Here is a 16,464-nt window from a genome sequence, read left to right as displayed (position 1 = left end):
GGTGAGGGGCGACCGCGCCGACGCCGCGGTCGCCCCTCACCCGGGCCACCGACATCCCGCGGTCGTCCCTTGCCGCGCGGCGACCCCCGCCCGCGTTCCCAAGGAGGAAGAACGCATGAACACACTGGCGAAAGCCCCCATTCGCCGCACGAAAGGCCGCCGCGGCCGCGGCCGCCTCCGGTCCCTCGTCGCCGTCGCCTCCGCCGCCCTGATGGTCGCGGCCCTGCCCGGCGTCGCCAGCGCGGCCGTCACCACCAACCAGACCGGCAACCACGGCGGCTACTTCTACTCGTTCTGGACCGACAGCCAGGGCACGGTCTCCATGGAACTGGGGTCCGGCGGAAACTACAGCACCTCCTGGCGGAACACCGGGAACTTCGTCGCCGGGAAGGGCTGGGCCACCGGCGGGCGCAGGAGCGTGAGCTACTCGGGCAGCTTCAACCCGTCCGGCAACTCGTACCTGACCCTCTACGGGTGGACGCGCAACCCGCTCGTGGAGTACTACGTCGTCGAGAACTGGGGCACCTACCGGCCCACCGGTGACTACATGGGCACGGTCACCAGCGACGGCGGCACGTACGACATCTACAAGACGATGCGCTACAACAAGCCCTCCATCGAGGGCGACAACTCGACCTTCCCGCAGTTCTGGAGCGTCCGGCAGTCGCGGCGGACCGGCGGCACCATCACCGCCGGCAACCACTTCGACGCGTGGGCCCGGGCCGGCATGAACCTCGGCAACCACGACTACCAGATCATGGCGACCGAGGGTTACCAGAGCAGCGGCAGCTCCAACATCACGATCGGCGGCTCCGGCGGCGACCCCGGCGACCCTGGCGACCCGGGTGACCCCGGCGGCTGCACGGCGACCCTGTCCGCCGGGGAGCAGTGGAGCGACCGGTACAACCTCAACGTCTCGGTGTCCGGCTCCAGCAACTGGACCGTGACGATGAACGTGCCGTCCCCGGCCAGCATCATCGCCACCTGGAACATCAGCGCCAACTGGCCCAGCTCCCAGGTGCTGACGGCCAGGCCCAACGGCAACGGCAACAACTGGGGCGTCACCATCCAGCACAACGGCAACTACACCTGGCCGACGGTCTCCTGCAGCGCGAACTGACCCCGCCCACCCGGACCCGCCCCCTGTGGCGCGGCGGCACACGTGCCGCCGCGCCACGCCGCGTGTCAGGGCAGCGCCTGTCAGGGCAGGGCGTGTCAGGGCAGCGCCTGTCAGGGCAGCGCTTCTCAGGGCAGCGCTTCTCAGGGCAGAGGGCCGCCGCCCGTGCCGCGCAGGTCACCCGGCCGGGACGGGGTTCCGGCCGGGCTCACCACCTGTAGTCGAGGAACTTGCCGTCGAAGGTGACGACGACGCGGTCCCCCTCGGGGTCGGGGACGCGGGAGAAGCCGACGCGGAAGTTGATGGCGCTCATGATCCCGTCACCGAACTCCTCGTGGATGAGTTCCTTGAGCGCGGGGCCGTAGACCGGCCAGCGCCTCGGTGAAACGGTAGATCGTGGGGTCGGCCGCCAGCGCCGGGTCGGGGCCGCGAGCGGGCTGCAGCTGCAGGCTCTCGGCGACCGATTCGTCGAGCGTGAGGAGGCGGCAGGCCCGCTCGGCCTGCTCCGCCGTCATCGGGTGCCGGCCGAGCAGCGCGGCGGTCGTCCACACGAGCGGGGCGCCGACCTCCTCGGCGATCTCGGACCAGGACAGGCCGAGCCGCGTCCGGGCGGCGACCACCAGGCCGGCGGCCTCGGACCTGCTCATGATCGGGTTCATGTCGGGCTCCCTGCGATCGGTGGGACGACCAGGCTCCCGCCCGGGGAAACGGGAAGCCATCCGCAGCAGATCGCCGACACGAACTTTTAACGTACGACGCCGCCTGATTTCGGGTGCGATGCCGGTACGTTACGTCCGCATGACGACGGAATACCGGACAGTCCGCCGCCGAGTGAGTACCAGGTCACAAAACACGCCCTCCTTCGTCACAGACGGGAAATCCGCGCTGACCAGACTCGGCTGGCGATGCGGGGCCGCCCTCCCGCGGCCCTCAGCCGCCTGAACGAAGGAGAAGTCATGTCCTACCTGAGTCCAGCCGAATTCTCCAAGAAGATGGTGGACGCCGGTGAGGCCAAAGTCTTCATGTCCACCCGGGATACCGTGATCCGGGCATTCATGGCCGGTGCCATTCTCGCGCTGGCCGCCGCGTTCGCGATCACCGTCAGCGTGCAGACCGGGGAGCCGCTCGTCGGGGCGCTGCTCTTCCCGGTGGGCTTCTGCATGCTGTACCTGCTGGGGTTCGACCTGCTGACCGGTGTGTTCACGCTGGTGCCCCTCGCGCTGATCGACAGGCGCCCGGGGGTCACGGTGCGTTCGGTCCTGCGCAACTGGGGGCTGGTCTTCGTCGGCAACTTCGCCGGCGCCCTCACCGTCGCGCTGCTGATGGCGGTGATCTTCACCTTCGGGTTCTCCACGGACCCGGACGAGGTCGGCCGGACCATCGGCACGATCGGCGAGGGGCGGACGGTCGGCTACGCCGAGCACGGCGCCGCCGGGATGCTGACCCTCTTCATCCGCGGCGTGCTGTGCAACTGGATGGTCTCCACCGGTGTCGTCGCCGCGATGATGTCGACGTCGGTCTCGGGCAAGGTGATCGCCATGTGGATGCCGATCCTGGTCTTCTTCTACATGGGGTTCGAGCACTCGATCGTGAACATGTTCCTGTTCCCGTCCGGCCTGATGCTCGGCGGGGACTTCTCCGTCGCGGACTACCTCCTGTGGAACGAGATCCCCACCGTGGTCGGCAACCTCGTCGGGGGCCTGACGTTCGTGGGCCTCACGCTCTACGCGACCCACGCCCGCACCGGTGCGGTCCGGCGCCGCCCCGAGGAGCCGCTGGAGCAGGAGGGGCAGGAGGGGCAGGAGGGGCAGGAGAAGCAGGAGGCCGACCCGGTGGCCGACCTCGTCAGGTGACACCCGGGGCACCGCCCCCGGGGACTCATCCCCGGGGGCGGGCGATGAGTTCCCGGGGTGGCCGGGGTCTAATACGGCATGCCCCTTGAAACGGAAGCCACCGATATGAAGCCCGCCCCCGAGGCCGGGCGGACGCCCCCCGTGATCCGCCTCCTGGTGATCGCCACCTTCGTGGTCATCCTCAACGAGACGATCATGATCAACGCGATCCCGCGGCTGATGACGGACCTGCACATCACCGAGCAGGCCGCGCAGTGGCTCTCGACCGCGTTCATGCTGACCATGGCCGCGGTGATCCCGGTGACCGGCTGGTTCCTGCAGCGCGTCACCACCCGCCGCGCCTACGCGCTCGCCATGGGCGTCTTCCTCGGCGGCACGGCGCTGGCCACCGTCGCGCCCGTCTTCGAGGTGCTGCTGCTCGCGCGGATCGTCCAGGCGACCGGCACGGCGGTGATGATGCCGCTGCTGATGACGACCCTGATGACCGTCGTGCCCCCGCAGGAACGCGGGCGCGTGATGGGCAACGTGACCCTGGCGATGTCGGTCGCCCCGGCGATGGGCCCGGCGGTCTCGGGCGTGCTGCTGCAACTCGGCTCGTGGCGGCTGCTGTTCGCGGCCGTGCTGCCCATCGCGGGAGTGGTCACCTGGCGCGGCCTGGCCCGGCTGGAGAACGTCGGGGAACCCGGTTCCGGCACCATCGACTGGTTCAGCGTCGTCGCCGCGGCGGCCGGGTTCGGCTCCCTGGTCTACGGGCTGAGCCGGTTCGGCGAGTCCGGGGGACCGGCGATCGTCCTGGCCGGGCTGGTCCTGATCGCGGTCTTCGTGCTCCGCCAGCTCCGGCTGCAGCGCCGCGACGCTCCGCTGCTGGACCTGCGCGTCCTGCGGCACCCCACCTACACCCTGGGGCTGCTGCTGATGTCGCTCGGGTTCATGACGATGCTCGGCGCGATGATCCTGCTGCCGCTCTACCTGCAGAACCTGCGCGGCCTCTCCCCGCTGGAGACCGGGCTGCTGGTGATGCCCGGCGGCCTCGCGATGGGGCTGCTCGGCCCGGTCGTGGGGCGGCTGTTCGACCGCTTCGGCGGCCGGGTGCTGATCGTGCCCGGGTCGGCGGGCATCGTCCTCGCCCTGGCCGGCTTCACCCAGGTCTCCATGACGATGCCGTACTGGCAGCTGCTCGGCCTGCACGCGCTCCTCATGATCGCGCTGGCCGCGACGTTCACCCCGGTCTTCACGCTCGGCCTCGGCGCCCTTCCGGCGTCGCTGTACTCGCACGGCAGCTCGATGCTCGGCACCCTCCAGCAGGTCGCCGCCGCCTTCGGCACCGCGCTCGTGGTCACCGTGATGGCGACCCGGGCCGAGACCCGGATCGCCGAAGGCGCCACCGAGGCCCTCGCCCAGCTCGACGGGATGCGGCTGGCCTTCGTCGTCAGCGCCGCGCTGGCCGTGGCGACGGTGGTGCTCGCCTTCCTGCTGCCGAAGCACCCGCCCGCCGTGGACGAGGCTTCGGACGAGCCGGAGAAGACCGGCCCGGCCCTCGAACCGGCCTGCTGACGGGACGCACCGGCGCCCGCTCCTCGGCCTCCTGGACCACGTCGGCTCAACCGACCCGCTCAACCGACCCGCTCAACCGCCTGCTCAACCGCCCGGCCGGACGGCCAGGTGGACGACCTCGGCGACGTTGTAGCCGAGAAGGCTCGCCATGTCGGCCAGTCCAGGAGTGCTGAGGATCGCGTTGGCCTCACCCGCGTCGAGGCTGCGATGCCAGCGGGTGTCCTCCTTCGGCTTCTGGTCGTCCCAGTACTCCCGCGCGTGCTTCACGAACTCCCGTGCCGCCTCGCGCCCGTCGTCATGGAGCCGCTCGATGTGCCGTTCGAGCTGCTCCCTCCCGACGTAGGGGACGAAGGAGCTCCAGTTGCCGCCGGTGTCGTGGAGGCGGGTGGTGTCGGGCTCGTCCTCCAGCGGCAGGTGCAGGTAGCCGCTCAGGCGCTCCAGCGAGCGGCCCGGGTCCGCCATGTGGTCCTCGTACCGGACGACCAGGCTCGGGAGCCCGTGCGTGTTGGCGGTCCGGAGGGCGTCGACATAGGTGTCCCGCCAGATGCCGGCCGCCCGCCACAGCGGTTCGCCCGTCCGGTTCCGGTGGCTGATCGCGAAGGCGATCGGGTTCCGCACCGTGACGAGCACGCTGACCCGGGCGCGGTGCCCCGGGTCGCCGCTCCGCCGGTCGAGGGCGTGCCGGAGCCAGGCGACGTACTTGCTGCCGTCGATGATCGCGGAGGCGTCCAGCGACTGCGCGAGCTGCTCGTGCATGCCGAGGATGTCGTCGTAGCTCACGCGTTCCCGCAGCGCGTCGGTGAAGTGCCGGCACTGCCTGCCGAGCAGCGAGCACGGCCCGCAGGCCCGTCCGGACTCCCGATGGCTGAAGCCGGGGAACTGCGTGAAGTTGTTCAGCTCGCCGACGTAGTGGGCCTTCCGGACGCGGGTGGTCAGGTCGCGCCCGATCAGGGTCGAGCCGGAGAACAGCGTGCCGACGACGAAGACCGATGCCGGCGGGCGGTCCTGCGCCTTGTGGAACCTGGACCGGAGGTTCGCGGACCGTCCGGGCCGCGCGGAGGCCGGGGATGTCTCAGCGTCCATGATCTGGACATTGTGCCCGCCGCCCCGGCCGAACGCCCACCCGGGGACGCCGGAGAAAGTCCTCCGCCCCGCCGGGCGATGGGCTCGGCGGGGCGGAGGGGCCGTTCGGACGGGTCAGTCGAAGTAGTTCGGCTGGGACTGCGCGTTCAGCTCGTCGAGCCGGATGCGCTTGGCCTTGTCCGTTCGGCGGTCACGGATGTCGATGACGTCCAGGCCGAGCTGGATGTCGCTCGAGTAGATGTAACCGTTGTAGTAGTACGCGGACCAGCTGCCGGCGATGCCGAGCTCGTCCGACCACGGACCGCGGTCGAACCAGGCGATCTCCTTCGGCCTGCGGGAGTCGGTGAAGTCCATCACCGAGATGCCGCCCTGGTACCACGCCTGGACCATGATGTCCTTGCCCTTCACCGGGATCAGCGAGCCGTTGTGGGCCACGCAGTTCTCGGCTTCGGTGTTGTGGCGCGGGATCTTGTAGTAGCTGCGGAACTTCAGCTTGCGGTGCTTGCCCTTGCCGACGATGTCGTAGATGGCGTTGGCGCCCTTCTCGGGGCCGATCTCCGCGGTGCACGTGGCCGCGCCGCCGCCGCCCAGCTCGTCGGTGAAGACGATCTTCGAGGCCCTGTTGTTGAACGTCGCCGAGTGCCAGAACGCGAAGTTCTCGTCGTCGCGCACCGACGTGATGGTGCGCGGCTTGCGCGGGTCGGAGATGTCGAACAGCACGCCGTCGCCCATGCAGGCCCCGGCCATCAGGTCCTTCTCCGGGTAGGCGGTCAGGTCGTGGCAGCCCGAGGTCGCCCGGGTCGCGTTCGGCCACTCGGTGTCGGGCGGGTCACCGGGGTTGCCGCCGTCCGGGAAGAGGACCGGCTCGGACGCCACGTGCGCGGCGGCCGGGTTCCGCAGCGGGACCTCCACGATCGAGATGAGGTCGTGCGGAGGCTGGCAGTCGGGATAGGTGTCGTTCGGGGAGTACGACGACACGTAGATGTAGGCGGTGCCGCGCTTGCCGGGGACCAGCGTGTTGGTGTGCGAACCGCACTTGGTCTCGACGGCCTTGACGTAGCGCGGGTTGCGGACGTCGCTGATGTCGAAGATCTTGATGCCCTCCCACGCCGACTTGTCGGTCGCGGGCTTGGGCACCGACTGGCACGAGTCGTCGCTCCGCGAGCTGTCGGTCGACAGGAACAGCAGGTTCCCGGCGATCGACACGTCGTTCTGGGAACCGGGGCAGTGCACCACGGAGACGACCTTCGGCCGCGACGGCCGGCTGATGTCGTAGACCGTGAAGCCCTCGTAGTTGCCGCCGAAGGCGTACTTGCCCTTGAAGGCCCAGTCGGAGTTGTACGCGCTCGGACCGGCGAGCGGCCCCTGCTTGGGGATGTTCGCCAGGTGGTGCATGTTCCTGGTCTTGCTGATCCCGTCGTCCGGCCCGCCGTCGGCCGCGGCCGGCGGCACGGACATCGCCGAGACCACCAGCGCGATGCCCGAGAAGACCCCGAGCAGGGCCCTGCGTCTTGTTCTTCGCTTGAGTCCTGGTGCCACCCTGACCCCCTTGTCGTATGGCCCCCGAGCAAAGTTACTGATCATCCGGAGTATGTAACGTTTTGGGGTAGATGCATAGACCTGGATCCGTATCTGATCGTCTTTGACATGGGAAGGTCTTTTGTGACGGCACCTTCTGTGGATACGGTCGGTTCGCCGGCCTACGTGGGAGGTTCGATGCGGAACCGGGTCGCGGTGGCGATCGCGGCGGTCGCGATGGCCGCCGGCATCCTGTCGGGGTGCAGCTCGGACGGTGAGCCGGAGGCGGCTCCCTCGAAGACCGTGCTGGTCCCGGGCCGTCCGGGTGAGGCGAACAAGACCCAGGTCGCGGGGCCGAGCAAGCCCGCGGAGCCGACCGCGGCGGAGGTCACGTTCGTGCAGATGATGATCCCGCACCACGCGCAGGCGCTGGAGATGTCGGCGCTCGCGCCCGACCGCGCGGCCGACGAGAAGGTGCGGTCGCTGGCGTCCCGCATCGACACGGCGCAGAAGGTCGAGATCGCGGCGATGAAGTCGTGGCTGAAGCAGCACCCCAACGCCGTCCTGAAGGCGCACGGGCGCAACCACGGCGGGCAGCACGCCGATATGCCGGGGATGGCCACGCCTGAGCAGCTCAAACGACTGCGGGAGGCCCGTGGCGAGGCGTTCGACAAGCTCTATCTGGACCTGATGATCATCCACCACCAGGGCGCGCTCACCATGGTCAAGGACGTGCTGTACAAGGGCAACGACGTCACCGTCCAGCAACTGGCCCGAGACGTCGAATCCACCCAATTGGCCGAAATCGGCCGAATGCAGGACATACTCGAAGGCTGAGCCCCCTGCTCAGTGCGCGACGAACGTGCCGTACGAGCCCCGGTGGAACAGCAGCGGCGTGCCGCCGTCGCCCTCCTGCAGATGCAGGACGCGGCCGACGACGATGTAGTGGTCCCCGGCGTCGTGCATCTGCTCGGTGACGCAGTCCATCCAGGCGACCGCGCCGTGGATGACCGGGTTGCCGCCGGGGGAGGGGCGCCAGCCGATGTCGTGGAACTTGTCCGTCTTGCGCATCGCGACGGCGCGGCACACGTCCTCCTGCCCGGCCGACAGGACGTTCACGCAGAACCGCTCGCCCGACTCGCGCAGGGCGCGCCACGAGCTCGAGCCCTTGTTGGGCAGGAAGGCCACCAGCGGCGGGTCGAGCGAGACCGACGTGAACGTGCCGACCGTCATGCCGATGGCCGTGCCGGCGGCGTCGAGCGAGGTCACGACGACGACGCCGGTCGGGTAGTGGCCCAGCACGTGCCGGAGGCGGGCGGGATCGATGGCCGGCGTGCCGGCCTCGCTGGCTGTCAGCCGCATGGCGGGACTCCTCCCTGTAGTGATCGCTACAGAGACTGCCATGTGGGACCCTGGCCTGACAACCGTCCGTTTCCGGAGCGGCCGCCCCGCCGGGGCCGGCGCGCACCTCGGCCTCGGGTGGCTCAGCCGGCGGCGACCGCCTGCTCGACGATGGCGACGATGATCTCGATGAAGTCGTCGGGATCCCATTCGTCGTCGATCTGATGGGCCAGGAAGAGCCCGTCGGTCGAGGCGATGACCATGCGGGCGAGGTCCATCGCGAGCTCGGGCCGCCTGGCCTGCAGCTCGGTGTCGAAGTGCGCGGAGAACCAGGCCGCGATGTTGTTGGCCACCGCGTCCCGGGTCGCGAGGAAGTACCGGCGGGCCTCCGCCTCCACCTCGCGGGACTCCAGCAGCAGCATGTGCCCGATCCGGAGGAAGTCGGGGGCGCCGGGCAGCGTCCGCACCGACCGCGACAGGATCGCGCGCAGCCCCTCCGCCAGCGGGCGCTCGTCGCGCGGATCGCGCTCCCAGCGCGGCTGGGCGGCGATCCACTGCTCGAAGCTGTGCCGCAGGACCTCGGCGATCAGGTGGTCCTTGTCGCGGAAGAACCAGTACACGGAGCTGGCCGGCAGGCCGGACCGCTTGGTGACCTTGGAGATCGTGGTGCCCTCGTAGCCGCACTCCGAGGCGATCTCGGCGGCCGCCCGCAGGATGCGGACCCGGGAGATCTCCCGGTCGTCGGCGGACCCGGCGCCGGGCGGGGCGGCGCTCACGCCGCCTCGCCGAGCCAGGCCACGGCCTGCGCGTGCACGCCGGCGGCGATCAGGTCGACGAGCCGCTCCAGGTTCCAGTCCCGGTCCGAGCGGACACCGATGTAGAGCCCGTCCATGACGGCGAGGTGGAACCGGGCCATCCGGTCGGCGACCTCCCGCGCCCGCCCCGGGGCCCCGCCGGGGAGCACCTGCTCCCACCACTCCCGGATCGCGGTGCGGGTGTCGGCGCGGACCTCGATGTAGCGGCGCCGCGCGGCCGGCTCCTTCGGGCGGTTCTCCAGGCCGAGCATCAGGCCCAGGCGCCAGAACTCCGGACGGGTCGTGATGGCGCGCGAGGCCCGGTGGAGCCGGTCCCGGATCTCCTCGGCGGGGTCGGAGATCCCGACCCGCTCCTGCCACGTCGGTGCGGTCTCGCGCCAGCGCCGGTAGCTGAACTCCAGGGTCGCGGCGAGCAGTTCGTCCTTGTTGCGGAAGTGCCAGTAGACGGAGCTGGCCGGCAGCCCGGTCGCCTCGGTGACGCGGGCGATGGAGGTGCCGTCGTAGCCGCGCTCGGCGGCGATGGCGAGCGTCGCCTCCAAGATCTTCAGCCTCGACTCCTCACCCTGCTGGTGGCGTCGCGCCGTCTTGCGCATGTGCGGTTGCTCCTCTGGCCTTCAGAAACTCGGTTTCCGCGGGGGGTTGTGTCGACCATCACATCATGGGTACCTTCGCAGGGCCTCCCTGTAATGATCGCTACATTCAATGTAGTGATCAATACGGATCCTCGGGGCGTGTTCGGTCCTGGCAGCGCTCGGCGTTGGTCAGTGAAACGGAGAAGAAGATGCCCACCCCTTCCAGGAAACTCCGCCCTTGGCGGCTGATCGTTCCCGCCGCGGCCGCGGCGGCCGCGGCCACGGCCCTCGCCGCCTGCGGCTCCGGCGACCCCGCCGTCAGTGCCGCGGACGCCAGGACCCAGGCCGCCGACCTCGTCAAGGTCCTCAAGATCCAGGACGGCGCCGACCTCGGCGGCGACGTCGCGTTCAAGCTCGGTGCGGCGCTCACCCTCTCCGGCCCGTCCGCGAGCAACGGCGAGTCGATGCAGAACGCCATGAAGCTCGCGGTCAGCCAGATCAAGGCGGCCGGCGGGCCCGCGATCGAGCTGAGCGTCAAGGACATCAAGGGCCCCGACCCCGTCGCCGCCAAGCAGGCCGCGTCCGAGCTCGCGTCCGAAGGCGTCCCCGCGAAGATCACGTCGATGGGCGACGGGCTCGGCGCGATGCTCGCCGACACCGACAAGAGCAGGATCCTCAGCCTCGACGGCGTGGGCGGCGCCCAGGTCTTCACCAAGGGCACGGAGTACTTCTACGGGACGCGGGCGGTCGCGCCGTCCGACGCGGTCCCCGGCGCGCTGGAGTGGTTCAAGAAGGCGAACCCCGGCGGGAAGACCGTCGGCCTGGTCGGCGTCGACCTAGGCCCGCTGAACGCGGCCATCCAGGCCGACATGAAGGCGAAGTTCGAGGCCGCCGGCCTCACCTTCAACGGCCTGTGGGAGACCGTCGCGCCCACCTCCCAGGACTACGCGAGCATGATCTCGAAGGTCAAGGAGAACGAGCCCGACCTGCTCTGGGTCGCGTTCGGCGGCGCCGCGCCCGGCGCGTTCGCCGCGCAGGCGAAGAGTTCCGGGATCAAGAGCCAGCTCCTCGGCATCGAGTTCACCGACGAGGCGGTCAAGGCGTCCAAGGGCGTCCTCGACTCGGACGGCTTCACGTTCGCGATGGACTACTTCAACGCGTCCGAGCCGGCCAACCCGCTCGCGAAGCTCTTCGTGGACGCCTACGAGAAGGCGTACGGCTCGAAGCCCGACTTCTACGCGGCGAACGCCTACGAGGAGACGCTGCTGATCTGGGACCTCGTCCGCCGCGTCGTCGCCGACGGCGACGACCCCGGCGACAGCGCCAAGCTGAAGGCCGCGCTGGAGAAGGACCCGGTGTTCGCGTCGGTCTACGGCGGCGATGCCGCCACGGCAGGGGAACTCGAGATCGACCTGAAGACGCACGGCGTCTCCCGCCGCCCGATGGGCGTGTTCGAGTACCGGGACGGCAAGGTCAGGGAACTCGCCGCCTACAACGTCAACGGCGAGGACTTCCGCATGGCGTCCTGACGGCCGCTTCGTGTTCCGGGGGACGGCCCGCGGCGGGCCGTCCCCTCCCCCTCGAATCCGGCTCCCCTCGAATCCGGAGGACGCATGCACGACCTGCTGGGCGCCGAACTCTGGCAGCTGACCGCCAACGGCCTCGTCCGAGGCGCCTTCTACGCCGCGCTCGGCGCCGGGCTGGCCCTCGTCATCGGGGTCACGACCCGCTTCCACTTCGCCTACGCGCTCACCTACACCGTGGCGCCCTACGCCGCCTTCTGGGTCATGGACGGGCTGGGCGCGCCGTTCTGGCCCTCGGCGCTCGCGGGCCTCGGCGCGGCGGTCGCGCTCAGCGTGCTGCTGGAGGCCGGCGTCTACGAGCCCGTCGCCCGCCGCGCCGCCGACCGCGCGATGCTGGCCGTGCTCGTCACCTCGATCGGCGTCAGCACCGCGGGCATCGCGCTGCTCCAGCTCAAGTTCGGGACCAGCAGCCTGCCGTTCTACGGGCCGCGGACGCAGCGGCACGAAATAGGGCCGGTGCAGGTGTCCGGTTTCGAACTCCAGCAGACCGCGACGTGCGTGCTCCTCGTCCTCGGGCTCACCGTGTTCCTGGCGCGCACGCCGATCGGCCGCTCGATCAAGGCGGTCCGCAGCAACCCGGCGCTGGCCGCCGTGCTCGGCATCGGCGTCCGCCGGGTCAACCTCGTCTGCTTCGCCGCCGCGGGCCTCATCTCGGGCGCGTGCGCGCTCTGGTACGGCCTGCTGTACACCGTCCAGCCGACGATGGGCGACACGACGGTCATCTACGGCTTCGTGGTGGCCTTCCTCGCGGGCACCCGCGCGTCCCCGCTGCGCGCGCTGCCGGTGGGCGTCGGGCTCGGGCTGCTCGAACAGTGGGCGTCGAACTGGCTGTCGCTCCAGTGGACGAGCACCGCCGTCTTCGTCGTCCTCACGGGCTACCTCGCGTTCCTCGCGGTCAGGGACCGGCTCCCCCGGCTCCGTCCCGTGTCGTTGAAGCCCGTGTCGATGAAGGGGGCCTGAGGCCATGTGGGTCAATTATCTGGACCAGGCGCTGCTGCTCGCGGCGCTCGCCGTCAGCGTCAACCTGCTCGTCGGCTACGCCGGGCAGGTCTCCGTGGCCCACGCCGCCTTCGCGGGCGTCGGCGGCTACACCATCGCCTACCTCTCCGGCGTGCACGACTGGCCCTACCTCGCCTCGCTCGCCGTCGCAGTCCTGATCGCCACCGCGTTCGGCGTCGTGATCGGGCTCATCGCGCTCGGGCTCGCGCAGGAGTACCTCATCTTGATGACGCTGGCGTTCTCGCTAGGGATCATCGGGGTCTTCACGACGTTCGACTCCCTCGGCGGCGTCATGGGAATCACCGGCGTGGACGGCCTGCGGCTGTTCGGCCTGGAACTGGAGGAGCCCTCCGACTGGCTGATCCCCTCCGCGGTCGTCCTCGCGCTCGTCTTCGCCATCTGCCGGCGCCTCGGCGAATCCCCCTACGGCCGGATCCTCAAGGGCATCCGCGAAGACGCCGTGGCGACCCGCGCGCTCGGCAAGGACACCTTCGGCCACAAGATCGGCATCTTCGCGATCACCAGCGGGCTGGCTGGCCTGATCGGCGGCGTCTACTCCGGCTGGCTCGGCCAGGCGACCCCGTCGGCGTTCGGTTTCCCACTCGCGATGGCGGTCTTCGCCATGGTCATCGTGGGCGGCAACGCCAACCTGCCCGGCTCGATCGTGGCGGGCGTCGGCCTCACGATGATCGAGCCGGTGCTGCGCGGAGTCCTCGGCTTCCAGAGCACCCAGGCCGCGCTGCTGCAGGTCGTGCTGTACGGCGCGCTGCTGGTGCTCGTCATGATCGTCCGCCCCCAGGGCCTGTTCCCCGAACGCTCCAAGCGGGTCGCCGCACCCACCGCCCGCGCGACGGCCGCACCCCGCCCGGAACGTCCCAAAGAGCACGCCGCCGACGTGGTCCTGCGCGCGGAGGGGCTGTCCAAGCGGTTCGGCGGGATCGTGGCGGCCAGGGACATCTCCCTGGAATTGCGGCGCGGCACCGTCACGGCGCTCGTCGGCCCGAACGGGGCGGGCAAGACGACGGTGTTCAACCTGCTCACCGGCACCATCGCCCCGGACGCCGGCTCGGTGGCGCTGAACGGCGCGGAGCTGGTCGGCATGCGCCCGGACCTGGTCGTCCGCGCCGGGCTGGTCCGCACCTTCCAGGACGTCCGGCTCCTGAACCGGCTGACGTGCCTGGAGAACGTGATGCTCGCCGTCCCCGACCAGCAGGGCGAGCGCCTCGACCGCCTCTTCGTACCGGGCCGCGCCATCTCCCGGGCGGACCGGGAGGTCGCCGCCCAGGCGCTGGAGTGGCTGGACTTCGTCGGCATGGCAGACCAGGCCGCGACCCCGTCCGACGCCCTCTCCTACGGCCAGTCCAAGCTAGTCTCACTCGCTCGGGCACTGGCGACCCGGGCCGACGTCCTGCTCCTGGACGAACCGGCCTCCGGCGTAGACGCGACCTGGGTCGAGACCATGCTCTCCATGGTCGCCGCCGTCCGCGACGAGGGCCGCACCGTCTGCCTGGTCGAGCACAACCTCGACGTGGTGCGCGAACTGTCCGACCACACCTACTTCATGGAGCTGGGCGAGATCACCGCCTCGGGCACGCTCGCCGAACTGACCGGCTCCGCCCGGCTCGCCGAAGCGTACTTCGGCGCCCAGTGACAGGAGTACCGACTTGACTTCCTCTCCCCTCCTGCAGGAGGGGGATTCCTACGGCTCGCGCCGCAGGGGTTTCTGCTTCATCGCCGACTGCCCGCCCGGAGTACTCCGTTGAGGTCTTACACCAGCTCCACAGACAGACGCCGTCAGCCCGACGGCCAGGATGTTCTTCGCCGCGTTCACGTCCCGGTCGTGGGTGGTCCCGCAGCCGCACGTCCACTCACGGACGTTCAGCGGCATCTTGCCCTGCAAGGTGCCGCAGGCCGAGCACAGCTTGGAGGAGGGGAACCAGCGGTCGATCGCGATCACTTCGCGTCCGTACCAGTCGGCCTTGTACTCCAGCATGCTCCTCAATTCGGCCCAGGCCGCATCGCTGATGGCGCGGGCCAGGCCGCCGTTCTTCACCATGTTCCGGACGGCGAGGTCCTCGATCACGATCGTTTGGTTTTCACGAACGAGCCGAGTGGTGAGCTTGTGCAGGTGGTCGCGCCTGCGGTCGGTGATGCGGGCGTAGACCCCGGCGGCCTTCCGGCGGGCCTTCTCGCGGTTCTTCGAGCCCCTGGCCTTGCGCGCCAGGTCTTTGTGCGCCTTGGCCAGGCGTTCCCGGTCGCGGCGCTCGTGCCGGGGGTTGGTGATCTTCTCCCCGGTCGAGAGGGTCAGCAGGTGGTCGAGCCCGACGTCCACACCGACGGCCGCGCCGGTGGCGGGGAGCGGCTTCACCGACGGGTCCTCGCACAGCAGGGACACGTACCAGCGTCCGGCCGCATCCTGGGACACGGTCACCGTGGACGGCGACGCTCCTTCGGGCAGCGGACGAGACCACACGATGTCCAGCGGCTCCGCCATCTTCGCCAGGGTCAGCTTGCCGTCCCGGAACCGGAACGCGCTGGTGGTGTACTCCGCGGACTTGCGAGACTTCTTCCGCGACTTGAAACGCGGGTACTTGGCGCGTTTGCCGAAGAAGTTCGCGAACGCCGTCTGGAGATGCCGCAGCGCCTGCTGAAGCGGGACGCAGGACACCTCGTTGAGGTAGGCGAGTTCCTCGGTCTTCTTCCAGGCCGTCAGCATCGCCGACGTGGCGTTGTAGTTCACCCGCTCCTGCCGCGTCCACGCTGCCGTGCGCGCGGCGAGGGCGAGGTTGTAGACCTTTCGCACGCAGCCGAACGTGCGGGACAGCTCCGCTGCCTGCGCATCGGTCGGATAGAAGCGGTACTTGAACGCCCGCTTCACGTGAGTGGTCGTCACCGCTCACATACTACGCCGCCAGTTTGTGACGGAGTGCGGAGTGCGGGCAGTTGAGGGTGGACGCCGGTCCGCCCTGGCGGCGAACCGGCTTTCCCTGCCCTGCTCCGCAGGAGCTTCGTTTCCTCCCCGCCTTGAAGGACGGGGTATCCACGAAGGAGACCCGATGACGGACGCGCCCCTGCTCGAGGTGAGCGACCTGGTGGCGGGCTACGGCCGCAAGGAGGTTTTGCACGGCGTCGGCCTCCGCGTCGACGCCGGCGAGATCGTGACGCTGATGGGCCACAACGGCGCGGGCAAGACGACCACGATCCGCTCCATCCTCGGCGCGGTCCGCCCACGCGCCGGGACGGTCCGGATCACCGGCCGCGACACCACCCGCCGCCCGGTCCGCAGGGCCGTCGCGGCGGGCGCGGCGATGATCCCGTCCGAACGCTTCGTGTTCCCCGACCTCTCCGTCCACGACAACCTGCTCCTGGGCGCCGCCAACGCACCGTCCGGCACCGACACCGCCGAGCGCCTGGCGACCGTCCGGGACCTCTTCCCGATCCTTGAGGAGCGCGCGAAGCAACCGGCCGGCTCGATGTCCGGCGGCCAGCAGCGGATGGTCAGCCTGGGCATGGCCCTGATGGCGTGCCCGAACCTGCTCCTACTGGACGAACCGTCCCTGGGACTGGCCCCCTCGGTAGTGGAGACCATCTTCGCCCGCCTACGCTCCCTGGCCGACCACGAGGACCTGGGCATCCTCCTCCTCGAACAGAACATCAAGCAGGCCCTGCAGATCACCGACCGCGCCTACGTCATGCGCTCCGGCCAGATGATCCTCGAAGAGACAGCCGAACAAATGCGCCAACGCCCCAACTTCTGGGACCTCTTCTAACGACCTCCGCACGTCAGTAGGGGGTGACGATGTCGTCCCGCACCTCGTACACGACCATCGAGAGCACCTGCCGAACCCGCGGCAGGACCCTCAACGCGTCCCTCAGGGCAGACGAGGGCACAACCACGGCGTGAGCTTGTAACTCGAAGTGTGTAAAGATGATCTTGTGGTGGGTCTGGTTGTCTTTACTGGATGCGGTCTGGGTAGGCGGCGGCGAGTTCGTTGAGGGCTTCGGCCCACCCGTAGGTTTTCTGGCCTT

General features: G+C 69.8%; 17 protein-coding genes. 8 read left to right on the top strand and 9 right to left on the bottom strand.

The window, feature by feature from the left end:
• Window positions 1-115 precede the first annotated feature (115 nt).
• Entirely contained in the window at window positions 116-1,120 is a 1,005-nt protein-coding gene (locus E1289_RS30005) for a glycoside hydrolase family 11 protein (protein ID WP_131986178.1), read from the top strand.
• Between the two features lie 205 nt (window positions 1,121-1,325).
• Here E1289_RS30005 and E1289_RS39835 read toward each other — a convergent pair whose 3' ends face one another.
• Window positions 1,326-1,430, bottom strand: coding sequence for a hypothetical protein (locus E1289_RS39835; protein WP_243713240.1), 105 nt, complete (start codon window positions 1,428-1,430; stop codon window positions 1,326-1,328).
• 7 nt (window positions 1,431-1,437) lie between these two features.
• The gene (locus tag E1289_RS30000) at window positions 1,438-1,776 is read right to left on the bottom strand and encodes a hypothetical protein (RefSeq protein WP_243713239.1); all 339 of its coding nucleotides are present in this window, start codon (window positions 1,774-1,776) and stop codon (window positions 1,438-1,440) included.
• Window positions 1,777-2,073: 297 nt separating this feature from the next.
• Between E1289_RS30000 and E1289_RS29995 the strand changes: the two genes are divergently transcribed.
• Both E1289_RS29995 and E1289_RS29990 read left to right on the top strand, forming a co-directional pair.
• Window positions 2,074-2,970, top strand: a complete 897-nt coding sequence (locus E1289_RS29995) for a formate/nitrite transporter family protein (RefSeq protein ID WP_131986176.1) — start codon at window positions 2,074-2,076, stop codon at window positions 2,968-2,970.
• 105 nt (window positions 2,971-3,075) lie between these two features.
• Window positions 3,076-4,524 carry an MDR family MFS transporter gene (locus tag E1289_RS29990; RefSeq protein WP_131986174.1) on the top strand — a complete coding sequence of 483 codons (1,449 nt, stop codon included), beginning with the start codon at window positions 3,076-3,078 and terminating at the stop codon, window positions 4,522-4,524.
• Between the two features lie 84 nt (window positions 4,525-4,608).
• On the opposite strand, the gene E1289_RS29985 is transcribed toward E1289_RS29990, so the two are convergent.
• On the bottom strand, window positions 4,609-5,607 hold the full coding sequence (locus E1289_RS29985) for a hypothetical protein (protein WP_131986172.1): 999 nt from the start codon (window positions 5,605-5,607) through the stop codon (window positions 4,609-4,611).
• Window positions 5,608-5,721: 114 nt separating this feature from the next.
• Complete coding sequence (locus tag E1289_RS29980; protein ID WP_243713241.1) at window positions 5,722-7,065, bottom strand: hypothetical protein; 1,344 nt, start codon at window positions 7,063-7,065, stop codon at window positions 5,722-5,724.
• A gap of 258 nt (window positions 7,066-7,323) precedes the next feature.
• Between E1289_RS29980 and E1289_RS29975 the strand changes: the two genes are divergently transcribed.
• On the top strand, window positions 7,324-7,962 hold the full coding sequence (locus tag E1289_RS29975) for a DUF305 domain-containing protein (RefSeq protein ID WP_131986168.1): 639 nt from the start codon (window positions 7,324-7,326) through the stop codon (window positions 7,960-7,962).
• A gap of 9 nt (window positions 7,963-7,971) precedes the next feature.
• Here the strand turns inward: E1289_RS29975 and E1289_RS29970 are convergent, their stop codons facing one another.
• The 3 genes from E1289_RS29970 to E1289_RS29960 form a co-directional block, all read right to left on the bottom strand.
• Complete coding sequence (locus tag E1289_RS29970; protein WP_131986166.1) at window positions 7,972-8,487, bottom strand: flavin reductase family protein; 516 nt, start codon at window positions 8,485-8,487, stop codon at window positions 7,972-7,974.
• A 122-nt stretch (window positions 8,488-8,609) separates the two neighbouring features.
• Window positions 8,610-9,242, bottom strand: coding sequence for a TetR/AcrR family transcriptional regulator (locus tag E1289_RS29965; protein WP_207929243.1), 633 nt, complete (start codon window positions 9,240-9,242; stop codon window positions 8,610-8,612).
• Window positions 9,239-9,874, bottom strand: coding sequence for a TetR/AcrR family transcriptional regulator (locus E1289_RS29960; RefSeq protein WP_131986164.1), 636 nt, complete (start codon window positions 9,872-9,874; stop codon window positions 9,239-9,241). Before E1289_RS29960 ends, E1289_RS29965 begins: the two co-directional genes overlap by 4 nt.
• A gap of 188 nt (window positions 9,875-10,062) precedes the next feature.
• Between E1289_RS29960 and E1289_RS29955 the strand changes: the two genes are divergently transcribed.
• The 3 genes from E1289_RS29955 to E1289_RS29945 all read left to right on the top strand — a co-directional run bounded on the left by E1289_RS29955 (window position 10,063) and on the right by E1289_RS29945 (window position 14,086).
• Window positions 10,063-11,382 (top strand): ABC transporter substrate-binding protein, encoded by a 1,320-nt coding sequence (locus tag E1289_RS29955; RefSeq protein WP_165970659.1) that lies wholly within the window; start codon window positions 10,063-10,065, stop codon window positions 11,380-11,382.
• Between the two features lie 84 nt (window positions 11,383-11,466).
• Entirely contained in the window at window positions 11,467-12,396 is a 930-nt protein-coding gene (locus tag E1289_RS29950; protein ID WP_131986160.1) for a branched-chain amino acid ABC transporter permease, read from the top strand.
• 4 nt (window positions 12,397-12,400) lie between these two features.
• Window positions 12,401-14,086: a branched-chain amino acid ABC transporter ATP-binding protein/permease gene (locus tag E1289_RS29945; protein ID WP_131986158.1), complete on the top strand. Its 1,686-nt coding sequence runs from the start codon at window positions 12,401-12,403 to the stop codon at window positions 14,084-14,086.
• A gap of 48 nt (window positions 14,087-14,134) precedes the next feature.
• On the opposite strand, the gene E1289_RS29940 is transcribed toward E1289_RS29945, so the two are convergent.
• Window positions 14,135-15,328, bottom strand: a complete 1,194-nt coding sequence (locus E1289_RS29940) for an RNA-guided endonuclease TnpB family protein (RefSeq protein WP_131986156.1) — start codon at window positions 15,326-15,328, stop codon at window positions 14,135-14,137.
• Window positions 15,329-15,491: 163 nt separating this feature from the next.
• Between E1289_RS29940 and E1289_RS29935 the strand changes: the two genes are divergently transcribed.
• A complete protein-coding gene (locus E1289_RS29935) occupies window positions 15,492-16,205 on the top strand; it encodes an ABC transporter ATP-binding protein (RefSeq protein ID WP_131986154.1) in 714 nt (237 codons plus the stop codon).
• Window positions 16,206-16,218: 13 nt separating this feature from the next.
• Here E1289_RS29935 and E1289_RS39205 read toward each other — a convergent pair.
• Window positions 16,219-16,464: hypothetical protein (locus tag E1289_RS39205; protein ID WP_207929242.1), on the bottom strand; the 246-nt coding region annotated here is incomplete at its 5' end.

Source organism: Actinomadura sp. 6K520, from assembly GCF_004349245.1.
GTDB lineage: Bacteria > Actinomycetota > Actinomycetes > Streptosporangiales > Streptosporangiaceae > Spirillospora.
Note: the sequence above shows the minus strand (reverse complement) of the source record. Positions and strands in the feature narration are given on the sequence as shown.